This is a genomic window from Subtercola sp. YIM 133946 (assembly GCF_036553535.1).
Lineage (GTDB): Bacteria > Actinomycetota > Actinomycetes > Actinomycetales > Microbacteriaceae > Subtercola.
Genome location: NZ_JAZHPE010000023.1, coordinates 38,760 through 60,246, shown reverse-complemented (window position 1 = coordinate 60,246; position 21,487 = coordinate 38,760). Strand labels below are relative to the sequence as shown.

Annotated in this window: 27 protein-coding genes; 12 read left to right on the top strand and 15 right to left on the bottom strand. The window is 61.9% G+C overall.

The features are described from left to right. Positions 1–141 precede the first annotated feature (141 nt). Positions 142–633 carry a beta-class carbonic anhydrase gene (locus tag V3W46_RS08570; protein ID WP_331782676.1) on the top strand — a complete coding sequence of 164 codons (492 nt, stop codon included), beginning with the start codon at positions 142–144 and terminating at the stop codon, positions 631–633. Between the two features lie 681 nt (positions 634–1,314). Here V3W46_RS08570 and V3W46_RS08565 read toward each other — a convergent pair. From V3W46_RS08565 to V3W46_RS08545, 6 genes are all read right to left on the bottom strand, one after another. Then, positions 1,315–2,928 (bottom strand): SulP family inorganic anion transporter, encoded by a 1,614-nt coding sequence (locus tag V3W46_RS08565; protein ID WP_331782675.1) that lies wholly within the window; start codon positions 2,926–2,928, stop codon positions 1,315–1,317. Between the two features lie 341 nt (positions 2,929–3,269). Further along, positions 3,270–3,758: a DUF6325 family protein gene (locus V3W46_RS08560; protein WP_331782674.1), complete on the bottom strand. Its 489-nt coding sequence runs from the start codon at positions 3,756–3,758 to the stop codon at positions 3,270–3,272. A 118-nt stretch (positions 3,759–3,876) separates the two neighbouring features. Beyond that, a complete protein-coding gene (locus V3W46_RS08555) occupies positions 3,877–6,090 on the bottom strand; it encodes an arylsulfatase (RefSeq protein WP_331782673.1) in 2,214 nt (737 codons plus the stop codon). Between the two features lie 303 nt (positions 6,091–6,393). Further along, positions 6,394–6,885, bottom strand: a complete 492-nt coding sequence (locus V3W46_RS19630) for an RES domain-containing protein (protein ID WP_443069958.1) — start codon at positions 6,883–6,885, stop codon at positions 6,394–6,396. A gap of 106 nt (positions 6,886–6,991) precedes the next feature. Further along, on the bottom strand, positions 6,992–7,252 hold the full coding sequence (locus tag V3W46_RS08550; protein WP_331782672.1) for a hypothetical protein: 261 nt from the start codon (positions 7,250–7,252) through the stop codon (positions 6,992–6,994). Positions 7,253–7,559: 307 nt separating this feature from the next. Continuing rightward, on the bottom strand, positions 7,560–8,930 hold the full coding sequence (locus V3W46_RS08545) for an arylsulfatase (protein WP_331782671.1): 1,371 nt from the start codon (positions 8,928–8,930) through the stop codon (positions 7,560–7,562). Between the two features lie 497 nt (positions 8,931–9,427). Between V3W46_RS08545 and V3W46_RS08540 the strand changes: the two genes are divergently transcribed. After that, positions 9,428–9,685: a hypothetical protein gene (locus V3W46_RS08540; protein WP_331782670.1), complete on the top strand. Its 258-nt coding sequence runs from the start codon at positions 9,428–9,430 to the stop codon at positions 9,683–9,685. A gap of 50 nt (positions 9,686–9,735) precedes the next feature. On the opposite strand, the gene V3W46_RS08535 is transcribed toward V3W46_RS08540, so the two are convergent. From V3W46_RS08535 to V3W46_RS08495, 9 genes are all read right to left on the bottom strand, one after another. Then, positions 9,736–10,074 carry a DUF7882 family protein gene (locus V3W46_RS08535; protein ID WP_331782669.1) on the bottom strand — a complete coding sequence of 113 codons (339 nt, stop codon included), beginning with the start codon at positions 10,072–10,074 and terminating at the stop codon, positions 9,736–9,738. 120 nt (positions 10,075–10,194) lie between these two features. After that, a complete protein-coding gene (locus tag V3W46_RS08530) occupies positions 10,195–10,548 on the bottom strand; it encodes a hypothetical protein (protein WP_331782668.1) in 354 nt (117 codons plus the stop codon). Further along, positions 10,545–11,318: a glycosyltransferase family 2 protein gene (locus V3W46_RS08525; RefSeq protein WP_331782667.1), complete on the bottom strand. Its 774-nt coding sequence runs from the start codon at positions 11,316–11,318 to the stop codon at positions 10,545–10,547. Before V3W46_RS08525 ends, V3W46_RS08530 begins: the two co-directional genes overlap by 4 nt. A 130-nt stretch (positions 11,319–11,448) precedes the next feature. After that, positions 11,449–12,330 (bottom strand): manganese catalase family protein, encoded by an 882-nt coding sequence (locus tag V3W46_RS08520; protein WP_331782666.1) that lies wholly within the window; start codon positions 12,328–12,330, stop codon positions 11,449–11,451. Between the two features lie 35 nt (positions 12,331–12,365). Further along, on the bottom strand, positions 12,366–12,899 hold the full coding sequence (locus V3W46_RS08515; protein WP_331782665.1) for a hypothetical protein: 534 nt from the start codon (positions 12,897–12,899) through the stop codon (positions 12,366–12,368). A gap of 40 nt (positions 12,900–12,939) precedes the next feature. Further along, positions 12,940–13,266 carry a hypothetical protein gene (locus V3W46_RS08510; protein WP_331782664.1) on the bottom strand — a complete coding sequence of 109 codons (327 nt, stop codon included), beginning with the start codon at positions 13,264–13,266 and terminating at the stop codon, positions 12,940–12,942. A gap of 112 nt (positions 13,267–13,378) precedes the next feature. Continuing rightward, complete coding sequence (locus tag V3W46_RS08505; RefSeq protein WP_331782663.1) at positions 13,379–14,236, bottom strand: SDR family oxidoreductase; 858 nt, start codon at positions 14,234–14,236, stop codon at positions 13,379–13,381. 80 nt (positions 14,237–14,316) lie between these two features. Continuing rightward, the gene (locus tag V3W46_RS08500) at positions 14,317–14,463 is read right to left on the bottom strand and encodes a hypothetical protein (protein WP_331782662.1); all 147 of its coding nucleotides are present in this window, start codon (positions 14,461–14,463) and stop codon (positions 14,317–14,319) included. A 221-nt stretch (positions 14,464–14,684) separates the two neighbouring features. Beyond that, a complete protein-coding gene (locus tag V3W46_RS08495; protein WP_331782661.1) occupies positions 14,685–14,912 on the bottom strand; it encodes a hypothetical protein in 228 nt (75 codons plus the stop codon). Between the two features lie 270 nt (positions 14,913–15,182). Between V3W46_RS08495 and V3W46_RS08490 the strand changes: the two genes are divergently transcribed. The 10 genes from V3W46_RS08490 to V3W46_RS19625 all read left to right on the top strand — a co-directional run bounded on the left by V3W46_RS08490 (position 15,183) and on the right by V3W46_RS19625 (position 20,973). Further along, positions 15,183–16,286 carry a fatty acid desaturase family protein gene (locus tag V3W46_RS08490; protein ID WP_331782858.1) on the top strand — a complete coding sequence of 368 codons (1,104 nt, stop codon included), beginning with the start codon at positions 15,183–15,185 and terminating at the stop codon, positions 16,284–16,286. A 293-nt stretch (positions 16,287–16,579) separates the two neighbouring features. Then, a complete protein-coding gene (locus V3W46_RS08485) occupies positions 16,580–16,894 on the top strand; it encodes a hypothetical protein (RefSeq protein ID WP_331782660.1) in 315 nt (104 codons plus the stop codon). 93 nt (positions 16,895–16,987) lie between these two features. Then, positions 16,988–17,704 carry an esterase/lipase family protein gene (locus V3W46_RS08480; RefSeq protein ID WP_331782659.1) on the top strand — a complete coding sequence of 239 codons (717 nt, stop codon included), beginning with the start codon at positions 16,988–16,990 and terminating at the stop codon, positions 17,702–17,704. A 38-nt stretch (positions 17,705–17,742) separates the two neighbouring features. Further along, positions 17,743–18,042 carry an alpha/beta fold hydrolase gene (locus tag V3W46_RS08475; protein ID WP_331782658.1) on the top strand — a complete coding sequence of 100 codons (300 nt, stop codon included), beginning with the start codon at positions 17,743–17,745 and terminating at the stop codon, positions 18,040–18,042. Between the two features lie 21 nt (positions 18,043–18,063). Then, positions 18,064–18,486 carry an alpha/beta fold hydrolase gene (locus tag V3W46_RS08470; protein ID WP_331782657.1) on the top strand — a complete coding sequence of 141 codons (423 nt, stop codon included), beginning with the start codon at positions 18,064–18,066 and terminating at the stop codon, positions 18,484–18,486. After that, on the top strand, positions 18,483–18,983 hold the full coding sequence (locus tag V3W46_RS08465; protein ID WP_331782656.1) for a hypothetical protein: 501 nt from the start codon (positions 18,483–18,485) through the stop codon (positions 18,981–18,983). The genes V3W46_RS08470 and V3W46_RS08465 overlap by 4 nt, the downstream gene beginning before the upstream one ends. Next, the gene (locus V3W46_RS08460; protein WP_331782655.1) at positions 18,980–19,414 is read left to right on the top strand and encodes a hypothetical protein; all 435 of its coding nucleotides are present in this window, start codon (positions 18,980–18,982) and stop codon (positions 19,412–19,414) included. The genes V3W46_RS08465 and V3W46_RS08460 overlap by 4 nt, the downstream gene beginning before the upstream one ends. After that, positions 19,414–20,346 carry an SDR family NAD(P)-dependent oxidoreductase gene (locus tag V3W46_RS08455; protein WP_331782857.1) on the top strand — a complete coding sequence of 311 codons (933 nt, stop codon included), beginning with the start codon at positions 19,414–19,416 and terminating at the stop codon, positions 20,344–20,346. Before V3W46_RS08460 ends, V3W46_RS08455 begins: the two co-directional genes overlap by 1 nt. Before the next feature lie 45 nt (positions 20,347–20,391). Then, complete coding sequence (locus tag V3W46_RS08450) at positions 20,392–20,616, top strand: hypothetical protein (RefSeq protein ID WP_331782654.1); 225 nt, start codon at positions 20,392–20,394, stop codon at positions 20,614–20,616. Between the two features lie 108 nt (positions 20,617–20,724). Then, positions 20,725–20,973 carry a zinc-ribbon domain-containing protein gene (locus tag V3W46_RS19625; RefSeq protein WP_443069957.1) on the top strand — a complete coding sequence of 83 codons (249 nt, stop codon included), beginning with the start codon at positions 20,725–20,727 and terminating at the stop codon, positions 20,971–20,973. Positions 20,974–21,487 lie beyond the last annotated feature (514 nt).

Genomic DNA, 21,487 nt, shown 5'->3' with positions numbered 1-21,487 from the left:
AACCGACGGCGAATCGAATCGGTCACCGCGTCATGCAGCGCAACGAGCCGTCACCCTTCGTAACACGGGCCAAGATCGGGGGTTTGAAGCTCAGACTTGCCATTTCAGCTATCCGGCTGGCCCGACAGGTAAGACACACTCATGAGCGTCACCGACGACCTGCTTCGCAACAACGAAGCCTATGCAGTGGAATTCACCGGCCCACTCCCCCTCCCGCCGAGCAAGCATGTCGCCGTAGTAACCTGCATGGATGCCCGGCTCGACGTCTACCGCATCCTCGGCCTCCACGAGGGCGAGTCGCACGTCATCCGCAACGCAGGCGGCGTCATCATCGAAGACGAGATCCGATCGCTCGCGATCAGCCAACGGCTGCTGGGCACTGAGGAGATCATTCTCATTCACCACACCGACTGCGGAATGGTCACCTTCACCGACGACCAGTTCAAGCAAAGCATCCAGGACGAGACCGGCATTCGATCGGCCTGGGCACCTGAAGCCTTTCCCGACGCATACGCCGACGTCGCCTACTCGATCCGGCGCATCAAGGCCAACCCCTTCGTGCCGAAAAAAGACTCCGTCAGAGGCTTCGTCTTCGACGTCGCGACAGGAAAGCTCGACGAAGTGACGGCGTAGTAGGCCGCAGCCAGGCGCTCCGACCTGAGGGAGGGAGGATACGTCAGAACGAGCGTCTCGCAGAGACTAAGGAAGAAGGCGATGGCACACTGCCGGGCGGGATCTTGGGCGCTCAGGTGGCTAATTGGACCAGCATCGGCAATGTTCGATCAATTTCCCTGCGCCCGGCGACGACAGTGCGCAGCAGGCTCACTCCTGAGCTTCACGAGCAACCCGGCACCTCACCGACCTTTACTGCTATTGGTTCGACAACTTGGCGTCACCCGATACCTGCTGCTCCGCGTGGACCCTGTCCGTGAAGGCAATTCAGTCGTAACGACGATTCAATTGAGAGCCGTCCTTCGGACGGGCGTCTGGCAACTCCATCTCTCCGAGGCTGCTTTTAATCATCGCCCCGTCTCGAGTCAATTGTCAGCTCACTGTCGTCTCTGTCAAAAGAGCGCGTAGTTGAATTCGGCAATCCGAAATACACCAAGTTGCGGCGCGTCGGGTGGCGGCTACCTGTCCAGGCGGTCTCGAGAACGAACTCGTGCTGGAGCCGACCGTCAGAGGTCAGAGCATCCCTCAAACTCTCATGGTCTTGACGTAATATTCATTATCAGCGCAAATACACCGCAGGCGTTCATACCTTTTCAGAACTGAATTGAAGCGTCAGAGACGTACAGTGAGTCTGAGCTCGGTTCACTCGGAAATCTGGGTGAGAATCTGTGCCCGCGCCAGACTCGCTGTAAGAGATTCACCGACGTTGCGGGTTGCAGCGAAGACATTGCTTGCCCTGACCTCGGCCATGGCCTGGGTCGATTCGAGCTGGTTGATCAGGCTCGGGCCAGCACCGGCGATGAGTAGGTGTGCTCCGGCAGCGTTGAGCTCACTGTTGTAACGAAGCAGTGCCTGAATGATCGTGCTGCCGAGGTCTTCTTTGCCACGTAGCCGCAACACGACTACGGCATTGCGCGACTCGTCAGTCACAACGGGCAGTTGCGAGACAAACGACTGGGCCGATGCGAAGAACAGGCTGCCGTAGACCACCAACACCACAACTTCGGACGACTGAAGAGTGGCGGGTGGTTTCTCTTCACTCGGCAGAATCTCGCCTGAGAACCGCCATCGCATCACCCTGATGCGGTTCGACTGGCGAGCAACAAACAGAATGACCGAGATGCCGATTCCGATCACGACGGCGTATTGCAGTGGAATGATGAGCGTCAGCACGAATGTTGTGATCATGATGACGCCCTGCGTTGGGCCGGTGCGCCAGACCATGTGCAGAGCGCTCGGCTTGAACACGCGGGCCCCGACGAGCATGAGCAGGGCCGCAAGCGCGGGCATCGCGATGTACCCCGCCAGACTGCTGAACAGAACAATGACGATGGCCATCACGGCAGCCGCCACGAGGTTCGCCAGTCTCGACGTGGCCCCCGCTGCTCGCACGACCGCTGTCGCAGACATCGAGCCGCCAACTGGAATTCCGCGCAGGAAGCCTGAAGCGATGTTCGCTATGCCTTGCCCGCGGAAGTCTCCCGAGACATTCGGATAGGTGCCGTCGGGGTTCGGGATCGACTGACTGATCGCAGCACCTTGCACGAGGCCGACGAAGGCGAGTGAAAATGCGGGAATGATCAGAACCCCGATCGCCGACACTGCCGGAAGCACGGGCAGCGGCAGGCCGCCCGGTATCGCCGCGGTGTCATTCAGAATCTGAACCGACCCGAAGAACGGAACGAGAGCCAGCGCCGAGGTCGCGACGATCGCGACGAACAGACTGAGAGATCCGAGCGGTGTGCGCTCGAGCACCAATATCAGCACGATCGTCAGCACAGCGATGAGCACTGTCCGCCAGTCGAATAGCTGCGGATGAACAAGGGTCGCGAACGCACGAAGCAGCCGGTTCGGCGCGTCACTCGTGTAGCCCGTGAACGCAGAAAACTGACCCAGAACGATGTTGATCGCCACGGCGTTAATGAATCCGACGAGCACCGCGTTCGGCACAAATCTGATCAGCGAACCTAGCCGGAACAAACCGAGCGCAAGCATGATCACGCCGGTCAGTATGCCGAGGGTGGCTAGGGCTGCCGCCTGGCCGTCACCGGTGTGCACCTCGGAAATGTCGGCGATGATGACGGCCATGGCTCCGGTGCCCTGCACCGACATGAATACCGAACTGGTCGATACCGCGCCGGCAGCAGTGCCGACGAGATAGCCGTACAGACCTGCGACCGGGTTCACTCCGGCGAGCAGGCCCGAAGCGAGACCGTCGGGCACGCTCACCAGCCCGTGCACCGTGCCCGCGATCACGTTCTTCAGAACGTTCTTCATTCACACGCCCGGTTCTGCCTGATCAGATCCGAGTTACGGCTGCGGTACGAGACCGGCACCCTCAAATTCGTCGGCGGCGAGGGCTCGCCACAGCGCCGACCACGGCTGCGGTGGCGAGTGGTGAGCGTCCCGGAGTGACTGCCGCTCCAACAACGGCCGCTTTCACGATGGGTGACGGGCCAGGCGTGACGACTGCCCCGACAACTGCGGCCTTCGCGAGGGGCGAGCGCCCGGGGCTGACAGCGGCACCCACGACCGCCGCTTTCGCGATCGGTGCGCGAACGACGCCTACTCGGCCGATGCGTGCTGCTCGGATCATGTCAGACTCCTTCTTTTTCGAGTGACGTAATTGTTTCGAGTGCTTGTTCGAGTTCGGCATCGGCTTCGAGCGAAGCGATTATGGCCTGAATGGGGATGCGCCCGTTCGCGGTCAGCTGGCCGCCCGCGCGGCGAGCTGCAGAGGCGAACGGTGCCGCCCACACGTTCTCGTAGACGAGCACGCCCGCCACGCTGCCGGGATCCATCGCTGCGGCAAGGTTCTCGATGTCTTCCTCGGCGAGCAGGTCGGCCAGCTCGGCCTCGATCTCCTGAAGCGGTCCGAGATCATCGATTTCGTCCAGTTCCACGACATCGACGCTGCCGTCGGCGTTCTTCGTGAGAATGAGAACGTCGATGAGGCGCACAACTCCGGCCTTCACGAGTCTGACGAGTTCCGCAGCCATCTCGCCGGTGAAATTCTGCGCTCCAGCCGGGAATTCGACGATGAGAAAATCGACCGGGCCGAGTTCGTCGAGGGATGTTTCAGTCATTGTGCATCCATTCCATTCATTCTCACGAGCCTGGGGCCAGGGCGTGGTTCTGCGGTACCAAAATATTCATCATGCGGCGGGCCGACATCATCCGATCGGCATGAACTTTAGTGTCGCGCTACGAGGTGTACCGCACGTTGACGGTACTGATCTCGCCGGTGAAGGGAAACGGCGCCTTGTCGTAGTAGTCGAGCGACACGGGGGCGCCGAGGCAGATACCGATGTCGAGGCAATCGTTCGCCGTGAACAGCAGAGGTGCACTGATCGGCACCGTTCCCGACGCAACCTCTGACCCGTCGAGGCTCAACACGACGCTGAGCGGTCCGCCCGGTCGGGGCTCGAGGTAACTAGTCTCGACAACGATCTCGACATCACCGGCTGGCACCCTCTGCCCAGACCGGATCTTTGTGCGCTGAATGATGAACAGGTTGTACTCGTAACAGAGGTACCCGTCTTCCATATACAAAGTGAGGCCGCCGCCCGAGCCTCCCAGCGCATAGAGCACTCCGTCGGCGTTTTCGGGCACGGTCGCCGTGATGGTGACCCGGTTCGCCCGGTTGCCAAGCGCAGGGGCGATGAACTCGGGCATCCGTCGCAGGTCGCCAGTGAAGTCCCAGTTGCGGTACGGCGTCGAAATTCGAAGCTCCGGATGCAGCGCCGGCACCCACAGACCACCACCAACCGGGTAGACGCTGTTCTTCGCCGCCTCCATGGCAAACAGCTCTTTCAGCTGGGCGAGCTTCTCGGGATTCTCGGCGGCGAGGTCGTTCGCCTGCGACCAGTCCTCCGACAGGTTGTAGAGCTCCCACTCGTCGTGGTCGGGTGTCCACTCCTGGATACCCGCCGGCAACCCCGGCACCCACGGTGCCCTCGGGCCGAACGCCGACGCCATCCACCCTTCGTGATAGATCGCCCGGCTACCCATGATCTCGAAATACTGCGTGAGGTGCGTCTCTTTCGCGTCGCCGTCGTTCAGCGCCGTCGCGAAACTCGACCCGTCGATCGGCACCTGCTGAATTCCGTCGACCACACGCGGCGGGGTGATGCCGATGAGGTCGTAGATGGTGGGAACGATATCGGTGCAGTGCACGAACTGAGTTCGCGGCGTGGCATCCGGAGCGATCTTCGCCGGCCAGCGCACCGCCATCGGGTTCCGCGTACCCCCGAGGTGCGAAGCGAGCAGCTTCATGCCCTTGTAGGGAGTGCTGCCGGCCCAGGCCCAGCCCGCGTGATACTGGTTGTCGACCTTCGGGGTGCCCAGAACATCCAGGCCACCGATCTCATTCAGCGCGTTGATGTGCATCGGCACCGTCGTCGGGATGCCGTTCTGCGCGAGCAGTTCACTGATCGTGCCGTTCTGCCCCTCACCCGACGAACCGTTGTCACCCCAGATGTAGAGGATGAGCGTGTTCTCGCCATACCCGAGGTTGTCGATCTCGTCGATCACCCGACCGGCCTGCACGTCGGCATGCTCGGCGAACCCGGCGCACACCTCCATCAGACGCGTCTGAAATGCCCGCTCGTCTTCGGGCACGTCATCCCACGCCGGCATGCGCGGGTCGCGTTCGGTCAGCACGGTATCGCCGGGAATCCAACCCGTCTCCTTCGCTCTGGCGAAGACGCGGTCGCGGTACTCATCCCAGCCGCCATCGAACCGGCCAGCGTACTTGTCGGCCCACTCCTTCATGATGTGGTGCGGCCCATGGATCGCGCCGGTCGCCCAGTACATCAAGAACGGCTTCTCCGGCTGCAACGCCTTCTGGTTGCGCAGCCAGCCGATCGCGTCGTCAGCGAGATCCTCGCTCAGGTGGTAACCCTCCTCAGCCGACTTCGGCGGCAGCACACTCGTCGTATTGCGCACCAGGTTCGGTTCATACTGTGACGCCTCGCCGGCGAGGAAGCCGTAGAAGTACTCGAAACCCAGACCCGTCGGCCAATTGTGGAACGGGCCCGTGACGCCGGTCTCGAGGGCGGGAGTGTTGTGCCATTTACCGAACGCACTCGTCGCGTAGCCGTAGTCTTTCAGCACCTCAGCGACAAGAGCGCTCGACTTCGGGATCTCACCCGCGTAGCCGTCCCAGTCGTTCGCCAGCTCGGCGATCTGGCCATTTCCGATGCGGTGATGGTTGCGGCCCGACAACAGCGACGCGCGGGTCGGCGAACACATCGCGGTCGTATGGAAACGATTGAAACCGACGCCCTCGCCGATGACCTTCGACAGCGTGCCCGTGTGCACATCGCCGCCGAACGTGTCGGGCAACGCCGGCCCGGCATCGTCGATCAGAACGATCAGGATGTTCGGAGCATCCTCAGGCAGCCGCGGCGGTGTCACGCGCTGACCGTACACCGACTCCTGCATCGTACGACCCGCGATACTCGCGGTAGGCGTGGGCGGAAAGGGCAGAACATCCTGAGGATTCAACACGCGTCAGCTTTCGTGAGCAGCAGGCCCCATCGCTGCGACCAGAGGTTGATTGGGCCCCTGCCACGAACGCTAGCACTCAGCCCGACTACCTCCCGGTGTTCCCAGAGAAGTCACCCAAAACGTTTGTGGGTAGCCTGGCACAGCTCATCTTTCTCGTTGTCGATTCGATCGACTGCGGCGAGTGTTACCGCGCACGGCCCATCCGCTGAGCTAACCCGACCGCACACCGATAGCCCTGGTGAGAAGGCGGTCTGGGCCCCGGACGTGCGACGCATCCACGTTCTCTAGCCCTTGCTGGACGAGTACCTTCGCCGCGTTCTCGGTCAAGAAGGTATGTGTGGCGGGTGATTCGATATCGACGAAGGGTAGGGCGCCTGAGACGTGGAAGGTTCGAAGTCGCCTCGAGGAGAACCACTCCCCAGGGACCTGGCCGGGGAGTACGCGCCCCACATCGTTCTCACGCGCAGCGACCGAGCGTCGCATCGATGCTTTCGGGCGGAAACTCGCGAGGGTCTCGGCGTAGGCACCGGTGTCGGTCGTCGCCCCGTAGAGCACCCCCGCACCGGGAACATCAAACCGATTGCCCGCACGCGGGTTGAGCGCATCAATCGGATTCAGGCGAGAAAAACGAAGAGGAGGATCAACGCGCTCAACACGGCTCAACGAGAGAGGTGCGGCGACGACAGCGGGCTCAGCCAGCATTGACGAAGGCGCGAGCCGCGGCCATCACGTCGCGAACGTTCCCCGCGGCGATCTCCTCCGCCGGCGACTCGTCGTTCAACTGCGGGTTCATGCCCATGAACCATCCCTAGCCACTTCGGGCCCTTTCGACCTCGGCGAGGAGCTCAACAACTTGCAGCGTGTCACGGAGCAGCTGCTGGTCATGCGCCGTGGGCCGTGCGTCACCAGCGATCCACCGCGTCACCGTCCGCGGCTGCTTATCGGTGATGATCGAAACAAGGTCACGCCCAAGAACATCCTGCAAACGCGCGACCACAGCCGTCGACGCAGACCGCACCGAGCGGCCATGCGCCACCCTGTCAACCGGACGATCTCCCAGATCAGTCATGATCACCGTCTACGGCATGACATCACAGAGGCACCAAATACGTCACCTATTTTGTCACCCGAAACGGCAGTCATCGGCCCTCGGATCGGATATTTTGTGACGCGACGAAACATTCATTATCGGCGCAAATGCACCTCAGGCCTCTATGCGTTTCTTGCCGTCGTGCTCTATCAGAGCCGCGCGCTGAGGATTGACAACCGAGGTCGTCAATCCGCACCGTGTCCTGGAACGTGGTGAGAAGCATTCAGTCCACTGCTTTCGGTATCGCTAGTGGGCTGTGAGGTCACGATATTGTTCCGAGGCAGATTCAGTAGCCGGTGAATTCTCGTCCGGGTTCGATGTTGGGGTACTCAGCCATGCTGTGCGCGAGCGCGCCGAGTCGTCGGGCGATGGGGGCGATGACCCAAGCGCCCTGAAGCTGCTTTTGCACAAGATCCCATTCCTCGGACGGGTCATCGATGAGGTCGAAGATGAAGGGCCATTGCGGTTTGATGAAGGGACCGCTGGTGCTTTCGGTGTAACGGAATACGACCTTCATCGTGCGCCACTTCACCGACATCAGTTCGGCGTCGGAGCCGTAGTAGATGACGTGGTCTCGGCCCGAGGTCGGTTGTTCGCCGAGGAGGAACGCCGACGTGTCGACGCCGTCGATGGGGCGGTCGGCGGGGATCCGAGCGCTTTCATTGATGAGGTTCGCTAGTGTCGGGAACCATTCGACGGCGGTGACGATTTCGTCGGTGATGCCGGGTGCGATTCTGCCGGGCCAACGAACCATGCCGGGGGCTCGCATGCCACCTTCGAAGCCAGACCCGAAGTGACCTCGCCAGGGCCCGTTTGAGCCGCCGGCAGGTATCCCGCGCGCGGCGGGATTGTCGCTGGTCCAGACCACGATCGTGTTCTCGGCCACCCCGGCCCGTTCGAGGGCGTCAAGAATCTGGCCGGTACGGAAATCGAGTTCCGCGAGGGTATCGGAGTACACGCCTCCGCCAGATTTGCCGGTGAAGTCGGGGTGGTTCAGAACCGGCGGATGAATCTGTGTGAAACCGACGTAGGTGAAGAATGGGGTTCCCGTCGCAGCGTTTCGTTCGATGAACTCCACCGTCGCGTTGGTGATGTTCTCATCAAGGTACGGCCTCGTCTCGGTAGTGAAGTCAGACACCGGTGTCAGCTCGGAGCCCGCAACGCCTTCCCAGATCTGCGGAATCTCGAAGCCCGATTCTGCGAATAGCGGATGCTGCGTGTACAGGGCCTCGTCTGAGGTGTTTTTGATGCCGTATCGCCACTCGTCAAAGCCCTGATCGGTCGGGAGCCTGCCCGCGGTCTCCCCGACATGCCATTTGCCGTACGCGGCGGTCGCGTAGCCGGCATCGGAGAACAGATTCCCGAGGGTGTATTCCCATTGCACGAGCCCGTAGTCGCCCTGACCGGGGAGTGGGATGCTGCAGTTGCCGGTACGGATTGGCAACCGACCAGTCAGCAGCGCCGCCCGGGTCGGGGTGCACTGCGCCTCGGTGTTGTAATTCTTGAATCGCAGACCTTCGGCGGCGAGCTGGTCGATGCGGGGCGTGGGTGCTGTGCCGCCGTAGCAGCCGATGTCGCCCCACCCGATATTGTCGGCGACCAAGAAAACGACGTTGGGGTGCCCGGCCGGGCGGGCCGGCTCCGAGAGATCAGACATGGCTACCACCGTTCACTTCTCCGTGGTGTGCTCACTGTCTGGCCGGCACGACGGAAAAGACGACCGTGCTGTGAGTGCGAGGCCTAACGAAGTCCGGCTTCTTCGCTAACACTAGTGCCGTGCCGGTCGCAGGGTGCCGTGGTTCCAGGCTGAACGGTGTTCCCAGGCGCGACTCTCTCTGAATCAGACTCACTCGAGACGCCGGATTGTGACACTCGGACGCTAGGAACTGCGACCCCAGAGCCGCCCAGGCTTTGCGGGAACGACCCCGCGATTATTATCCCCAGCGGGCGATTCTGAATCCGATGTGACTCATGCGGGTGTCGATCGCCTGGCCGCACCGGGCGGCGGGCCGGTAGCGCTGGGGGTCGATCAGTGGTTGCGGTTGTGTGTTCGGCTTAGCTCATTCGGGGTGTTTGGAAAAGGGGCTTCGCGACGGGTCGCGGTCGTGGTTTGGTGTGATTGGAGGTTCGGTCGTGAAGCGAATAACAATTACTGTGAGTGACACCCCGCATCCGCTGGCCCAAGACCAGAACATTGACACGATTGAGGCGGCGGCACTTGATGCCGTGCGGGGTGGGGGCGACATTGTGCGGGTCACTCTTTATGGGAATCGCGAGCTGGCCATCCTTGTCTCGCCCGGTGTACCGATTACGTTCGAAGTCGCCGATGTGCCCGAAGAAACACGAGACGACGGTGACCTTGAGAGCCCGTTCGAGCCATACTCGGTCTTCGATAACGACTACCTCATGTAGCCAGCCACGGATGTGACCTCGGTAGGACTGGCGTTAGCGTGCCTTCTGTTTCATCGCGTCGCCTTGCTCTTGTTTGGTACGAGGTTCAGCGCTGGGGCTGGTTCTTCGAGTAGTTGCAGCCCGGAGCCGCTGTTTGCCGAGGTGTTCAATATTTCGATCCATGATCTGTTGATCGCTGGCATGGTGTCGGCTTCGTATTCGAACACGAGGCAGTGCGTGGAGTTCAGCCAGATTGTGGATCGGCGTCGGTTGTTTTCCGGGTCGGCTGGCCAGGTGAAGTAGAACGACTCGGCCCGGCGTAGCTTTGCACCGATGACGACCTGGAGATGAGCCAGGGTTCGGTCATCGAATTTCACGTCGACCTTGTCGGAATATGCGAACGTGCCCATCAGATGCTCCCCGCGCAGAATGTCACTTGGCTCAGAACGCCCGAGGTCTAGGGGTTATGCCTAGGGTACTAGCGGTCGCGGGAGGAAGCTACCGGCCCACGTCGATGTGGGCACCTCAGATCAGAGTGTGTCGAGATAGTCGAGGTCGTAATCGCTGAGGTTGGGGATGTCCGTCATCTCTTGGGGCCACGCTGGTCGTGATGGCTGCAGTTCCCTCGTGAGGCGTTCGAGTTCCGCGATCACTCCTGTGTCGACGGGTTCGTCTTGGCTCTCCTCGATCGGTGTGGAGAACAGTTGGCTGTTCGGCCCGAGAAGCAGGTGGGCCAGGGCTTGGCTGCCGCCTTCAGTGATCACTGGAATTGTGACGATATCCGCGGTGCCGTGGTTTGCAAGGGCCCGCGCGTACCGCAGTACCGCTTTACAGGTCAGGTCGGCGACCATCACGTAGCTGCTCGCGAAGTACAGACGTCTCATTGTGTGAACCTTGTTCCCTTGTAGTTGGTGCGAATAGTGCGCTGGCGGTTCAGGAGCTTTCGCCGCCACCGCAGGGTCGATGAGCTCCGTGGCCAGTTACGCAGCAGGGTCCAGAACCCGCGCTGCACTCGCAGCACGAAGCTGCTGGCGTGTGTGAACGGCCGGTATGAGATCCCGACCGTGATGGCCGGGTCGAATGCGATGCGGTGGTTGGGGGTGAGATGGATAGTGAGGTCGAGGTCGTCATGAATGTGCACGCCGGAGCGATGAACAGAAGTCGCGACCGACTGCCACGCTCGCCGTCGGATAAAGAAGTTCGAGCCGAAGAGGGGTGTCTCACCTAGCGTGAGCTTGAAGGTGCCGAAGTAGGCGCCCAGGTATAGGGCTGCAATCGTCCGGGAGCCGCGGCGTGGCCCGTCGTAGAAAGAGCCCGACCCAGTGAGGGCATCTATTCCCGGGTCGGCGGTGAGAATTCGGATGCCGTCTTCGATCCAGGTCGGTGGGGCGACAGAATCTGCGTCGAGCCGGCCGATGACGTCAAATCGTGCAGCGTCGTATCCGGCTGACGCGGCGGCCGGGATGCCGGGCACCGACTCGGTGATGACGCGCGCCCCGAGGCCGCGGGCGACCCGCACCGTCTCATCGCAACTCCCGTTGTAGACGACGATGATCTCGTCTGGAGGCACAGTCTGTACCGCTAGTGCCGCCATGCAGGCCCTCAACGCGACCGCGTCGTTCTTCACTGGAATGACGACCGAGATCGTCAACACCCCCCCGCTCGGCCGTTCGGCCTCATCACTGCTTGACTGCGGCTGCGGCACGCGCCTGTTGCGCGACCGAATCGGGTAAAACCATGGAACTACCTCATCGATCGTGAACAGGGCGTGCCCCTACCTCGAGTCACTCTTGGTTCTTTTTGTCTTTCTTCGCCGCGTCAGCGACTTCCTGCTTATTCGGCCGTGGAGTCGTGCCGAAGTAGCGCGGGTCAGGCACGGTCGGCGCGGGCATCGGTACTCCGGCAGGCGGTGTCTTCACGTAGCTGAACTCGCCCCGACCATCCGGTGTCGGCCCCTTCGCCCACGAACCCTCACCAGCGTGGGCGCCGTCAGAGAAGTTGATGAACTGGTACTCGACCTTCTCGAACTCCTTCTCCCGCGGTAGCTTGTTCGGTACGGGAATGTCTTCGATACCCTCGGCGCGCAGCTCGAGGGCGGCAGCGATCCACTGGTTCTGATGGGCAGTGTCCCGAGCCGTCAGAAAGCCGAGCATGTCGCGAACACCCGGGTCGTTCGTCTGATGCAAGATGCGCGCGACCTGTAGGCGGCCCTGCATCTCAGCGTTCGCATTCGACATGAAATCAGCGAGCAGATTACCGCTGGAGGTGATGTACGACCCCGACCAGGGGTTACCGTTGCTGTCGACCGGGCGCACTCCGGCGCCACCGACGATCGCCGCCTGCACGTCGGTGCCGCCGATGATCGCGGCGACCGCGGGGTCGTTCTGCACGGCCTCCTCGGTCAGGCCGAGCGGGGCTGTTTCGAGAAGTTGCGCGATCATGGTCGCGATCATCTCGACGTGACCCATCTCTTCGGCACCGATGCCGTAAAGCAGGTCACGATATTTGCCGGGCATGTGCGCGTTGATCGCCTGGAATCCGTATTGCATCGCAACGGTGATCTCGCCGTACTGACCACCAAGGATCTCCTGCATCTTGCGGGCATACACCGCGTCGGGTGCAGCGGGTGTCGCGTTGTACTGAAGCTCCTGCTTGTGAAAAAACATGTATCTCTCCTAGATCGTGTTCGGGCTGCGGGTGATTAGCGTTTGAGTAGACCAGCGAAGGGTCGCTGCTGCTCGCCTTGCTGAGCTCCGAGCACGATGAGTGTTCCGGTCAGCACGGGGAGCACCCATTGCAGGATTCGCTGCTTCTTCTGCGCCGCGCTCAGCTCTGCCGAAGCGGTGTTGGCCGGTTCGGTGACGGTTTCGCCGCCTTCGCTGGCATGCAGACCGATGGTGCGGCCGAGGAGCCCGGAATACAGTGACGCGCCACCGGCGATTACGGTGAGGGCGAGCTTGAGTTTCGTGTTGCTGCGGCTCTCAGGCTGGCTGGCGAGGCGTGCCTTGTTCCCGGCGATGAGTCCGACACCGCCGATTCCGTGTACGGCGATCGCTGCGAGTTGTACCGGCGCCCACTTCGCCCAACCCAACGCTGACAGGCTGAGCCGTTCGGTCGGGTCTTTCGCATGTGCGGCGGCACCATTCAGGCCGACGGCTCCCATCAGGGTGCCTCCGAACCAGGCAGCGAGACCAAGGTCGTGCATGCTACGAACGAGGGTGTTGCGTTCAGACATTTGTTTCCTTTCGAGGTGGATGAGGGACCAGCTGCGTCATTCAGGTGATCCATTGCAAGACGCTTCCGACTTGTCCGGCCTCCGTTTTGGCCGCTACGTCGTGAAGGTGGTGCAGGGCTTCGTGCAGGCTGTTGTGGATCGACCATTCGAAGGTGTCGCCGAGGTGCATCACTTCGAAGCCGTCAGCGCGTTCTTCGACGAATCCGAGCAGCAACGGCAATGGCACGTCCGAGCCCTCGGAGACCCGCCAGGCATGATCGGCGATCTGTTCCACGCGCAAACCGAACGTGTCAGCATCCGGGTGCTCGGATTCGGCGGTGATGCCGTGTGGTGCGGCGTGCATTTCGTTGAACATCGTGTCCTCCATGACTGGCGCGTGAATGAGCCGTCACCGCACAGTCCGGAGCAACAAGGCCCACGGTACGCATCGACGGAGAGACCCGGCTAGGCATTGACAGACCCGGCCTCAGGTGCGGGTGTCAGGGTGTGGGTTTCCCGCCGTTGACGCTAAGGGTTTCTCCGATGACGTAATTGGACTCGGGTGAGGCGAGAAAGACGTATGCGGGGGCGAGCTCGGCGGGCTGCCCGATCCGCCCGATGGGTGTGTCTTGGCCAAGCTCTGGGAGTTCTTCTACGACTTGGCCGCCGGCCGTTTGCAGCGGTGTCCAGATCGGGCCGGGCGCGACGATGTTGACGCGGATGCCTTTCGGGGCGAGCTGGCCGGCGAGAGCTTTGGAGAACGTGTTGACAGCTGCTTTGGTGGTCGCGTAGTCGACGAGGTTCTCTGACGGCGTGTAGGCCTGATTGGAGGACGTGTTGATGATCGTCGAACCAGCGCGCAGATGCGGGAGCGCGGTTTTCGTGATCCAGAACGCCGCGTAGATTTTCGTTTTCATCGTGTCGTCGAACTGTTCATCGCTGAGGTCCGTCAGGTTTTCGACGTGCTGCTGTTTCGCGGCGTTGTTGACCAGAATGTCCAACCCGCCAAGCTCCGCGACAGCCCGTTCCATAAGGATCCTGCACTGAGCGGAGTCGATGATGTCGCCGGGGATGCCCACTCCTTTCCGGCCGGCCTGTTCGATGAGGGCGAGGATGGCGTCGGCATCGGGTTGCTCGTCGGGGAGGTAGGAGATGACAACGTCTGCGCCCTCCCGGGGGAAGGCGATCGCTACGGCCGCACCGATGCCGGAGTCACCGCCGGTGATGAGGGCCTTCCTGCCGGTGAGCCGCCCGGTGCCGCGATAACTGGCCTCTCCGTGGTCAGCGCGGTTGTTCAGCTTCGCATCCAGGCCCGCGCCTTTTTGGTACTGCGCGGTCGTATCGATGCCTGAGTACATCGTGGTGGGGTCTTGAAAGTGGTATTGGTCGGACAACGAATCTACCTCGCTAACAAAATCGGAAAATGAGTGTGTGCCGTCTACTCGGGTGCTCCGCCGGAGGCGGTGTCAGCCTCCGAGTCGGATTCTTTGGATGCCCCGGTCGACCCTGAGCCGTCGGGGAGATCTTCGGCAGATGGCGCCGCCCCGTCCGGCTGAGTGATGTCCTCGCTGCTGTTTCTGGTCATGACGAATCCTTACTGTGAATGTCGGGCCGGTTGTGGCAGTAGTTCGTCGCCTATCCGGAGGGGTTCTCGGTGGGGGTGCCGTTAGGGTCGGTGCCTGTTTCCGGGTCGACATGATCAGGGTCGACCGGCTTCACAGTGTCGGGGATCGTTCGGGGATCGTTCATTTTTCGATTTCCTTTCCTGGCGTGCCTGATACTCGGGGCGCCGCGACCGTGCCGTGCTCAATGCGCGAAGGCAAGCGATTCGCCCCGCCGTGTTTGTGAATAATGCTGGAGCCCGGCGTCGGCCAATTTCTGATCCAGGTGCGGTTGCAGGTCATCCCAAGACAGGGTCGGGTGATGATCCTGCACGTCGCTCGTGATGCGGTCTATCGCCGTGTCACGCAGAGACTTCGACGCGGCGATCGCGGCGGCGAGGTCTTCTTCGAAGGTGCTGGTGCGTTTGCTCACGTGCCCCGCTCTCTGACCGGCCCGATGCGCGGTTCGGCAAGCTTACGAAGCCCCGACCGTCCCCGAACGGGGTTGACCTTCGCGAATTCGGGTGGCTACGCCTGCGCGAATAGGGGTTGTGCTGCAGTTGTCAACCACCCGGCGACCACAGCCTTTCAGGGGGTCAAACTCTTATGGTGTGTCGTGGTAGCCCCGGACCTCGGTCACCCCAGATCCGAGGACCCGCCGTGTGCGTTCGTGTTCTCGCCGACATCGCTGAAACGAGAAACCATGAGCGCCGCCACCCCTGCCGTCCCTACGGTCACCTTCACCCGAACGAGACCCGGCGGGAATCGCAGTAATCCGACGACGGAGTACTCGGCACTTCTTCGAACCGTCCGCGATGCCGGGCTACTCCGTCGACGAACCGGGTTCTACTACCTCGTCTTCGGGATACTCACCGCACTGCTGGGCGGAGTGGTCACCGGTTTCGTTCTGCTCGGCGACTCGTGGTACCAGCTCATAGTTGCCGCAGTGCTGGGCGTGATCTTGACCCAGTACGCGTTCCTCGCACACGAGGCATCCCACCGGCAAGTGTTCGAATCGGGCAAGCGAAACGATGCCGCCGGCCGGGTGCTCGCGAACCTGGTCGTTGGCATCAGCTACTCATGGTGGATGACGAAACACAGCCGGCACCACGCCAACCCGAACGTGCTCGGCAAAGACCCCGACATCGCTCGCGACTTCGTCTCATTCACTGAAGAAGACGCCGCATCCTCCCGCGGACTAAACGCCTGGTTCACGAAAAAGCAAGGCCGGCTTTTCTTCCCGATCCTGATCTTCGAAGGCCTGAACCTGCACATCCACGGCTTCCGCACCATCTTCGGGCGCGGCCCCGTAGACAGGCGGCTACTCGAAATGACCATGCTGCTCACTCGCGTCGTTCTCTACCTCGCCATCGTCTTCTTGACACTCCCCACAGGCATTGCGTTCGCGTTCGTCGGGGTGCAGCTCGCAGTGTTCGGGTTGTACATGGGGGCATCTTTCGCGCCGAACCACATCGGCATGCCGCTCCTCCCCCAAGGCTCAAAAGTCGATTTCCTTCGCCGCCAGGTGCTGACGTCTCGAAACATCTCCGGCGGCTGGTTCATCAACGCGTTCATGGGCGGCCTTAACTACCAAGTCGAACACCACCTCTTCCCGAACATGCCAAGACCCGCCCTTCGGAAAGCTCAAACGATCGCCCGCGAATACTGCCGCACCCACCAGGTGCTCTACACGGAGACGACGCTTCCGCAGGCATATCGGGCCATCGTGCTCCATATGAACACGGTCGGGCTCAGTGCCGGCCGGCAGGCGATGATCTGCCCCGCCGCGTCATCACTCGGCCGATAACCGGCCGGACCGGATCGCTCCAGAAGTCAATCCCCCCTCACCTTTCGTTCAAGCCCGCGTTGTGAAGGTAGGTTGATGACGTTGCCCTTGACCCTGGCAGGTATGCCAGCTTTGTCCCACCGAAGCGCTAACTACTAGCGCCGGGCCACATCCCTCGAACGTTCACTTTCGCGGTCTCGTCGTTTCTCACGCGACCGGCTTCCCACGCATTCGCGATGACCAGGCGCACCGGCGCCGCATCTCCCCGATCGCCATCCCGGCGATTTATCCACCCAAGACCTTCAGGAGAAATCATGACTACCTTCAACGAAACCGCAAGCCAGCAGCAGACGACCGCACCCGACCGCACCCGCCGGGTCAGCAACGAGACCAAGCCTGCTTTCAGAACGACCGAGTTCATCCTCTACATCGTCATCGTGGTCGCCGTCATCATCACGTCGATCGCCGTCAACGGAACCACCGTCACGAACAGCGACGGAACGCAAACCAACACGCCCGACCCGTTCGACGCCGCCCAGGCCGTGCAGTACATCGTGTTCCTCACGATCGGCTACATGATCGCCCGCGGCCTCGCCAAGTCGGGCAGCCGCAACAGCCACACCGAGTAACGAACCCCCGAAATACGACCACGAACACCAAACGATCACGGCCCACACCCATGCCGTGATCGTCTTGGCATTCCGCTGAGGTACGCCTTCACAATGAACCAGATCCCAGCGCCCGTAACGCGTAGACCGACCGCGCGCCGGTTAGCTAGGTACGCCCGGTGGTGGGCCGCGGACTACGTTTACGCCGTCTACTGGCAGGTACGATCGCTCGGCAGGTCGCATGCCGGACGATATCAAACGGGCCACCTCAACCCGGTCGTCGTGATTCCGGGCATCTGGGAGACGTGGGCGTTCATGCGCCCGCTTGTTGAGCGAGTGCATGCCGCCGGGCATCCGGTGTTCGTTCTCACCTCGCTGGGCTACAACAGTCGGCCCGTCGCGGCGTCAGCCGAGGTGGTGAGCCGGTTCATCGCCTCGAACGAGTTACGCGACGCACTGATCGTCGCGCACAGCAAAGGCGGACTCATCGGAAAGTACGCCATGGCCCGGCTCGACGATTCGCGCCTCATCTCCGGCATGGTCGCCATCTGCACACCGTTCTCCGGATCCCGGTATGCACCGTTTTTGCTGCTGCCGGCATTGCGTGCGTTCTCGCCGCGCGACAAAACGACCGTCATGCTCGCCCAGAACCTCGCCGTCAACTCGCGCATCGTGTCGGTGTACCCGGAGTTTGACCCACACATCCCGGGCAGCAGCGAACTACCCGGCGCCCGCAACATCCAACTCCCGACCGGAGGGCACTTTCGCATCCTCGCTCAACCGCAGACACTCGAAATTGTGCTCGGCCGATACGAATCCGCCGCGACGTGACGCGCGCACAGGGGCTCAGCACGGTGACAGGCTCGTCAGTGCCTGACGAATACCGCATGTTCCGGATGCCCGCCGGCGCGGGGAGAGGCCGGCCTCCGTATCTCCTGCTTCGCGGTGTCGGCCTCTCGCACCGGTCGTATACCCGAGCGGCGAAGTTGCTCTCCCGTTCGGCCGAGGTGATCGCCATCGACCTCCCCGGATTTGGCGGTACCCGCCGACCGGAACACCCCCGCTCGGTCGAGCAGTACGCGGGGGGTATCGCCGAGCTACTCGACCGGGCCGATGTCGGGCCGGTTGTCGTCGTCGGGCACTCGATGGGCGCCCAGTTCGCCCTGTAACTGGCCTTGACGCGCCCCGACTTGGTCGCCGGCGTGGTGATGATCGGGCCGGTCGTCGACCCTCGCGCGCGCACACTTCTACGGCAGGGCGCCGGCCTCATACGCGACGCGGCGCCGGAGCCGTTGCGCACGAACCTGATGGTCGCGTTCGACTACGCCCGGTGCGGCCCTTCCTGGTTCCTCGCCGAGACCCGCGCCATGCTGGCATACCCGACGCACGAACGAATCACCGCACTCACGCAGCCTCTGCTCGTGATCAGGGGCGCCCATGACTCGATTGCCCGGCCGAACTGGGCGGGCCGGCTCAGCAGCCAGGTCACCCGCGGGAGCGTGGAAACTACGGCCGGGCATCGCCACAACGTCGTTCACTCCCTCCCCTCGGAGGTTGCCCTGCGCATCGGCCGTTTCGCCGACACCCTGCCCGACATGGTGCGCCGCCCATGATCTGGAGGGCTTGGCGTGCGACCGAACCGATTCGCAGTCTGTCGCTGAGAACCGTGCTGAAAATAGACGCTGCCCATGTCACCGCACTGACTGGTCTCGCGGTGGCGGCGAGACTGAGCGGGCGCCAGACGTCGAGCCGTACGGCGGATGGGCTGCTCGGCTGCGCGATCGTCGCCGTACTGGGATTCGCACTTGCCGTGATCGCCGTGCAGGCAACTGAACGACGGCGCGACGGACGCGTGTCGTCGTCGACTTGGGCGGGATCAACATTGCCTGTGAAGCTGATCGTTGTCGGTGGTCTTATCAACACACTTGGGTCTGCGGGCGTTGTTGTCGTTCACCGGGGCGATCGGCTCGTCACCGTTACTGCAGCTGTTCTCCTTCTCGGCGGCGACGTGTTGACCGCCCTGTACCTCACACAGCTGCGAGGCGGCGGGCCTTCGCGCGAAGGCAAGCCCTTGAATGGCGAACGGGAACGGGGTCGAATCACCTTATGACGAAGCAATCATCCGAACAGACACACGAGCGTCCGGCCGGTGTCACCGATGAAACAGTGACGGCTCTGGGCAAGTTGTCGGAAGCGCTCGAAATAGTGGAACAGGCACGCGGTTACCTCTACGGCTATCACCGGCTCACGGGCATGGCCGATCTCGCGCTCGGCGAAGCGGTTGCACTTCTCCGGAAGGCAGGGCATACAGAAATTGCGGCGTCGATCGACGAAAACATCGTGGGTCGCAACGTGATTGAGGGCCGTTGGACCTTCCAAATCGTCGAAGACTACGACGCGAACTACTACGACAGCTTCAAACAGGCCGAGGCGGATGCCCGATCCGAGCTCGCCGAGGGCCGAAGCCACCTCTTCGAGGCCGAGATGAAAGAACAACGCCGCACCCACGGCCGCCGGCACCACGAAGAAGGGCCGCAGTGATGAGTGCAGAACAAAACGTCGCAGGGAAAACCGTCGTCATCACGGGCGCGACGAGCGGATTCGGCCGGGGCGCCGCGCATCGGCTCGCTGAACTTGGAGCGAACGTGGTCATCGCCGCACGAAGAATAGACGTGCTCGAGCAGTTCCAGGCAGACATCACAGCCGCAGGGGGCGTCGCCGTCGCCGTTGAAACCGATGTCAGCGACCCAGAAGCCATCGCCCATCTCGCAACTGTCGCGCTGGAGCGGTTCGGTCGCATCGACGTGTGGGTGAATAACGTCGGTATCGGCGCGCTGGGGCTGTTTTGGGACATCCCGATCGAAGTTCACGCCCGCGTGATCGATGTGAATCTGAAGGGACTCATCTACGGCGCTCACACGGCCCTTCGGCAATTTCTCGAGCAGGGAGCGGGGATTCTCGTGAACGTCGGTTCGGTCGACAGCGTTGTACCGCTCGCCTATCAAGCCTCCTACGCCGCATCGAAAGCAGGAGTGTTGAGCCTTGGCCGCTCGCTCAACGAAGAACTCCGCCTCGCCGGGATGGCCGACACCATCAAAGTCGGCACCATCATGCCGTGGGCCGTAGACACGCCGTGGTGGACACACGCAGCGAACTACAGCGGCCACACCGCCCGAATGGCAGCAATGGACGACCCCCAGATCGTCGTCGATGCCATCGTCGCCGCATGCACCCACCCCATTCAAGAGCAACCCGTCGGCGCAAAAGCACGCACCTCAGACGTCTCGCACCGCCTGTTTCCCGAACTCACCGAGCGACTCAGCGGAAAACTCGCCGACGCAGAGGTCAAGAAGGGCGCACGGCTACCCAACACCACCGGGTCGATCTACCAACCAATGTCTGACGGCACAGCGGTCGACGGGGGCATCCGTGCCCGCATGAAGCAAGAAGATATCGACACTAATCCCGCCTGAATTCGACCAAACCGCCCTGACACAACCCTCGTAAAGGAACATCAAGTGACCGAAGTACAGACCTATACCGCACAACTCGTCAACAACGACGGCACGCAAACCCACGAACTCGAGACCATCGCCGGCCTTCCACAGAAATCGTTCATCCTACCCACCGAACGCAACGGCACGACCGTCGACGTGGTCTGGGAACTCGACCCCGACAGCGAAGACAATACCTACCGCCCCACCTCCGGCGACGGCTACGGCGAAGGCGGCATCACCTCCTAGAAAGTGGAAGCCCGGCGCGAATCCTCCCTTCAGATCAGGGCACACCCGAGACGCCACATAGCGAACTTATGACGCCAACGCTGAAACTGTTACCAACAGAGGAACTCAATGCTCTTGATCTTCGGATCCACCCTGAGTGAAACACTCATCAACGTCGTCACTCTCATCTGCGGATACTGCAATGTCAACGCTCCACAGAATGTTCTAAAACGCCGAAACCGCCTCACCCTTTTCTTCGTCCCCTTATTCGCACTGTCAACGAAGTACGTGAACCAATGCACCAACTGCGGCGCCCAAACCAGCCTCAGCGCAGACCAGGCCCAACACTCCCTCGCCTGGTCGCAGACCCACCGCTGAGCAGTTCCCAACCGCCGGTCGGCTCTGCGCTGACGACGTAATTGTCGATAGCGGATCGCGCGTACGGACCTGGGGTCACGCAGGATGCCCTCCGGGCGACAAAAGTGGCACATCAACTCGAGACTATTGCGACAACCTCATGCGCACGTGGCGGCTCGACGCTTACGGGACATAGATTATCAGCGCACATATACCTCTGGCTTGTGGGCTTTGTTGAGATGCTTCGGGCTGCCTGAGACAACACACTCGTCATTCGTACAAGGGAGACCGTCCGACTAGCCACTTCTTTACCCCCCTACTCATGTTGTTTGCGCGCGAAGCGCCGAAAAAGAACGATGAAAAGTTCACGCCGTCCGCGATGGCGATTCGCCTGGCATGCGAACTCTTCAGCGTCTGAGGGCGCGGTATGCGAGGTGGACGGCGAGGAGTCATTCAGGGTTGCCAACCTCTAGGCCCAGAGATTTCCTAGCTCGTGCAACGCGCGTAAACCCGGTGTTGCGGTGGGCGCTCTACG

What these genes read in the sequence shown, in the direction of transcription:
- V3W46_RS08570 (WP_331782676.1), top strand. Translation starts at nt 142, where the DNA reads ATGAGCGTCACCGACGACCTGCTTCGCAACAACGAAGCCTATGCAGTG.
- V3W46_RS08560 (WP_331782674.1), bottom strand. Translation starts at nt 3,758, where the DNA reads ATGACTGAAACATCCCTCGACGAACTCGGCCCGGTCGATTTTCTCATC.
- V3W46_RS19630 (WP_443069958.1), bottom strand. Translation starts at nt 6,885, where the DNA reads ATGCTGGCTGAGCCCGCTGTCGTCGCCGCACCTCTCTCGTTGAGCCGT.
- V3W46_RS08550 (WP_331782672.1), bottom strand. Translation starts at nt 7,252, where the DNA reads ATGACTGATCTGGGAGATCGTCCGGTTGACAGGGTGGCGCATGGCCGC.
- V3W46_RS08545 (WP_331782671.1), bottom strand. Translation starts at nt 8,930, where the DNA reads ATGTCTGATCTCTCGGAGCCGGCCCGCCCGGCCGGGCACCCCAACGTC.
- V3W46_RS08535 (WP_331782669.1), bottom strand. Translation starts at nt 10,074, where the DNA reads ATGGGCACGTTCGCATATTCCGACAAGGTCGACGTGAAATTCGATGAC.
- V3W46_RS08530 (WP_331782668.1), bottom strand. Translation starts at nt 10,548, where the DNA reads ATGAGACGTCTGTACTTCGCGAGCAGCTACGTGATGGTCGCCGACCTG.
- V3W46_RS08520 (WP_331782666.1), bottom strand. Translation starts at nt 12,330, where the DNA reads ATGTTTTTTCACAAGCAGGAGCTTCAGTACAACGCGACACCCGCTGCA.
- V3W46_RS08515 (WP_331782665.1), bottom strand. Translation starts at nt 12,899, where the DNA reads ATGTCTGAACGCAACACCCTCGTTCGTAGCATGCACGACCTTGGTCTC.
- V3W46_RS08510 (WP_331782664.1), bottom strand. Translation starts at nt 13,266, where the DNA reads ATGGAGGACACGATGTTCAACGAAATGCACGCCGCACCACACGGCATC.
- V3W46_RS08505 (WP_331782663.1), bottom strand. Translation starts at nt 14,236, where the DNA reads ATGTACTCAGGCATCGATACGACCGCGCAGTACCAAAAAGGCGCGGGC.
- V3W46_RS08500 (WP_331782662.1), bottom strand. Translation starts at nt 14,463, where the DNA reads ATGACCAGAAACAGCAGCGAGGACATCACTCAGCCGGACGGGGCGGCG.
- V3W46_RS08490 (WP_331782858.1), top strand. Translation starts at nt 15,183, where the DNA reads ATGAGCGCCGCCACCCCTGCCGTCCCTACGGTCACCTTCACCCGAACG.
- V3W46_RS08485 (WP_331782660.1), top strand. Translation starts at nt 16,580, where the DNA reads ATGACTACCTTCAACGAAACCGCAAGCCAGCAGCAGACGACCGCACCC.
- V3W46_RS08480 (WP_331782659.1), top strand. Translation starts at nt 16,988, where the DNA reads ATGAACCAGATCCCAGCGCCCGTAACGCGTAGACCGACCGCGCGCCGG.
- V3W46_RS08465 (WP_331782656.1), top strand. Translation starts at nt 18,483, where the DNA reads ATGATCTGGAGGGCTTGGCGTGCGACCGAACCGATTCGCAGTCTGTCG.
- V3W46_RS08460 (WP_331782655.1), top strand. Translation starts at nt 18,980, where the DNA reads ATGACGAAGCAATCATCCGAACAGACACACGAGCGTCCGGCCGGTGTC.
- V3W46_RS08455 (WP_331782857.1), top strand. Translation starts at nt 19,414, where the DNA reads ATGAGTGCAGAACAAAACGTCGCAGGGAAAACCGTCGTCATCACGGGC.
- V3W46_RS19625 (WP_443069957.1), top strand. Translation starts at nt 20,725, where the DNA reads ATGCTCTTGATCTTCGGATCCACCCTGAGTGAAACACTCATCAACGTC.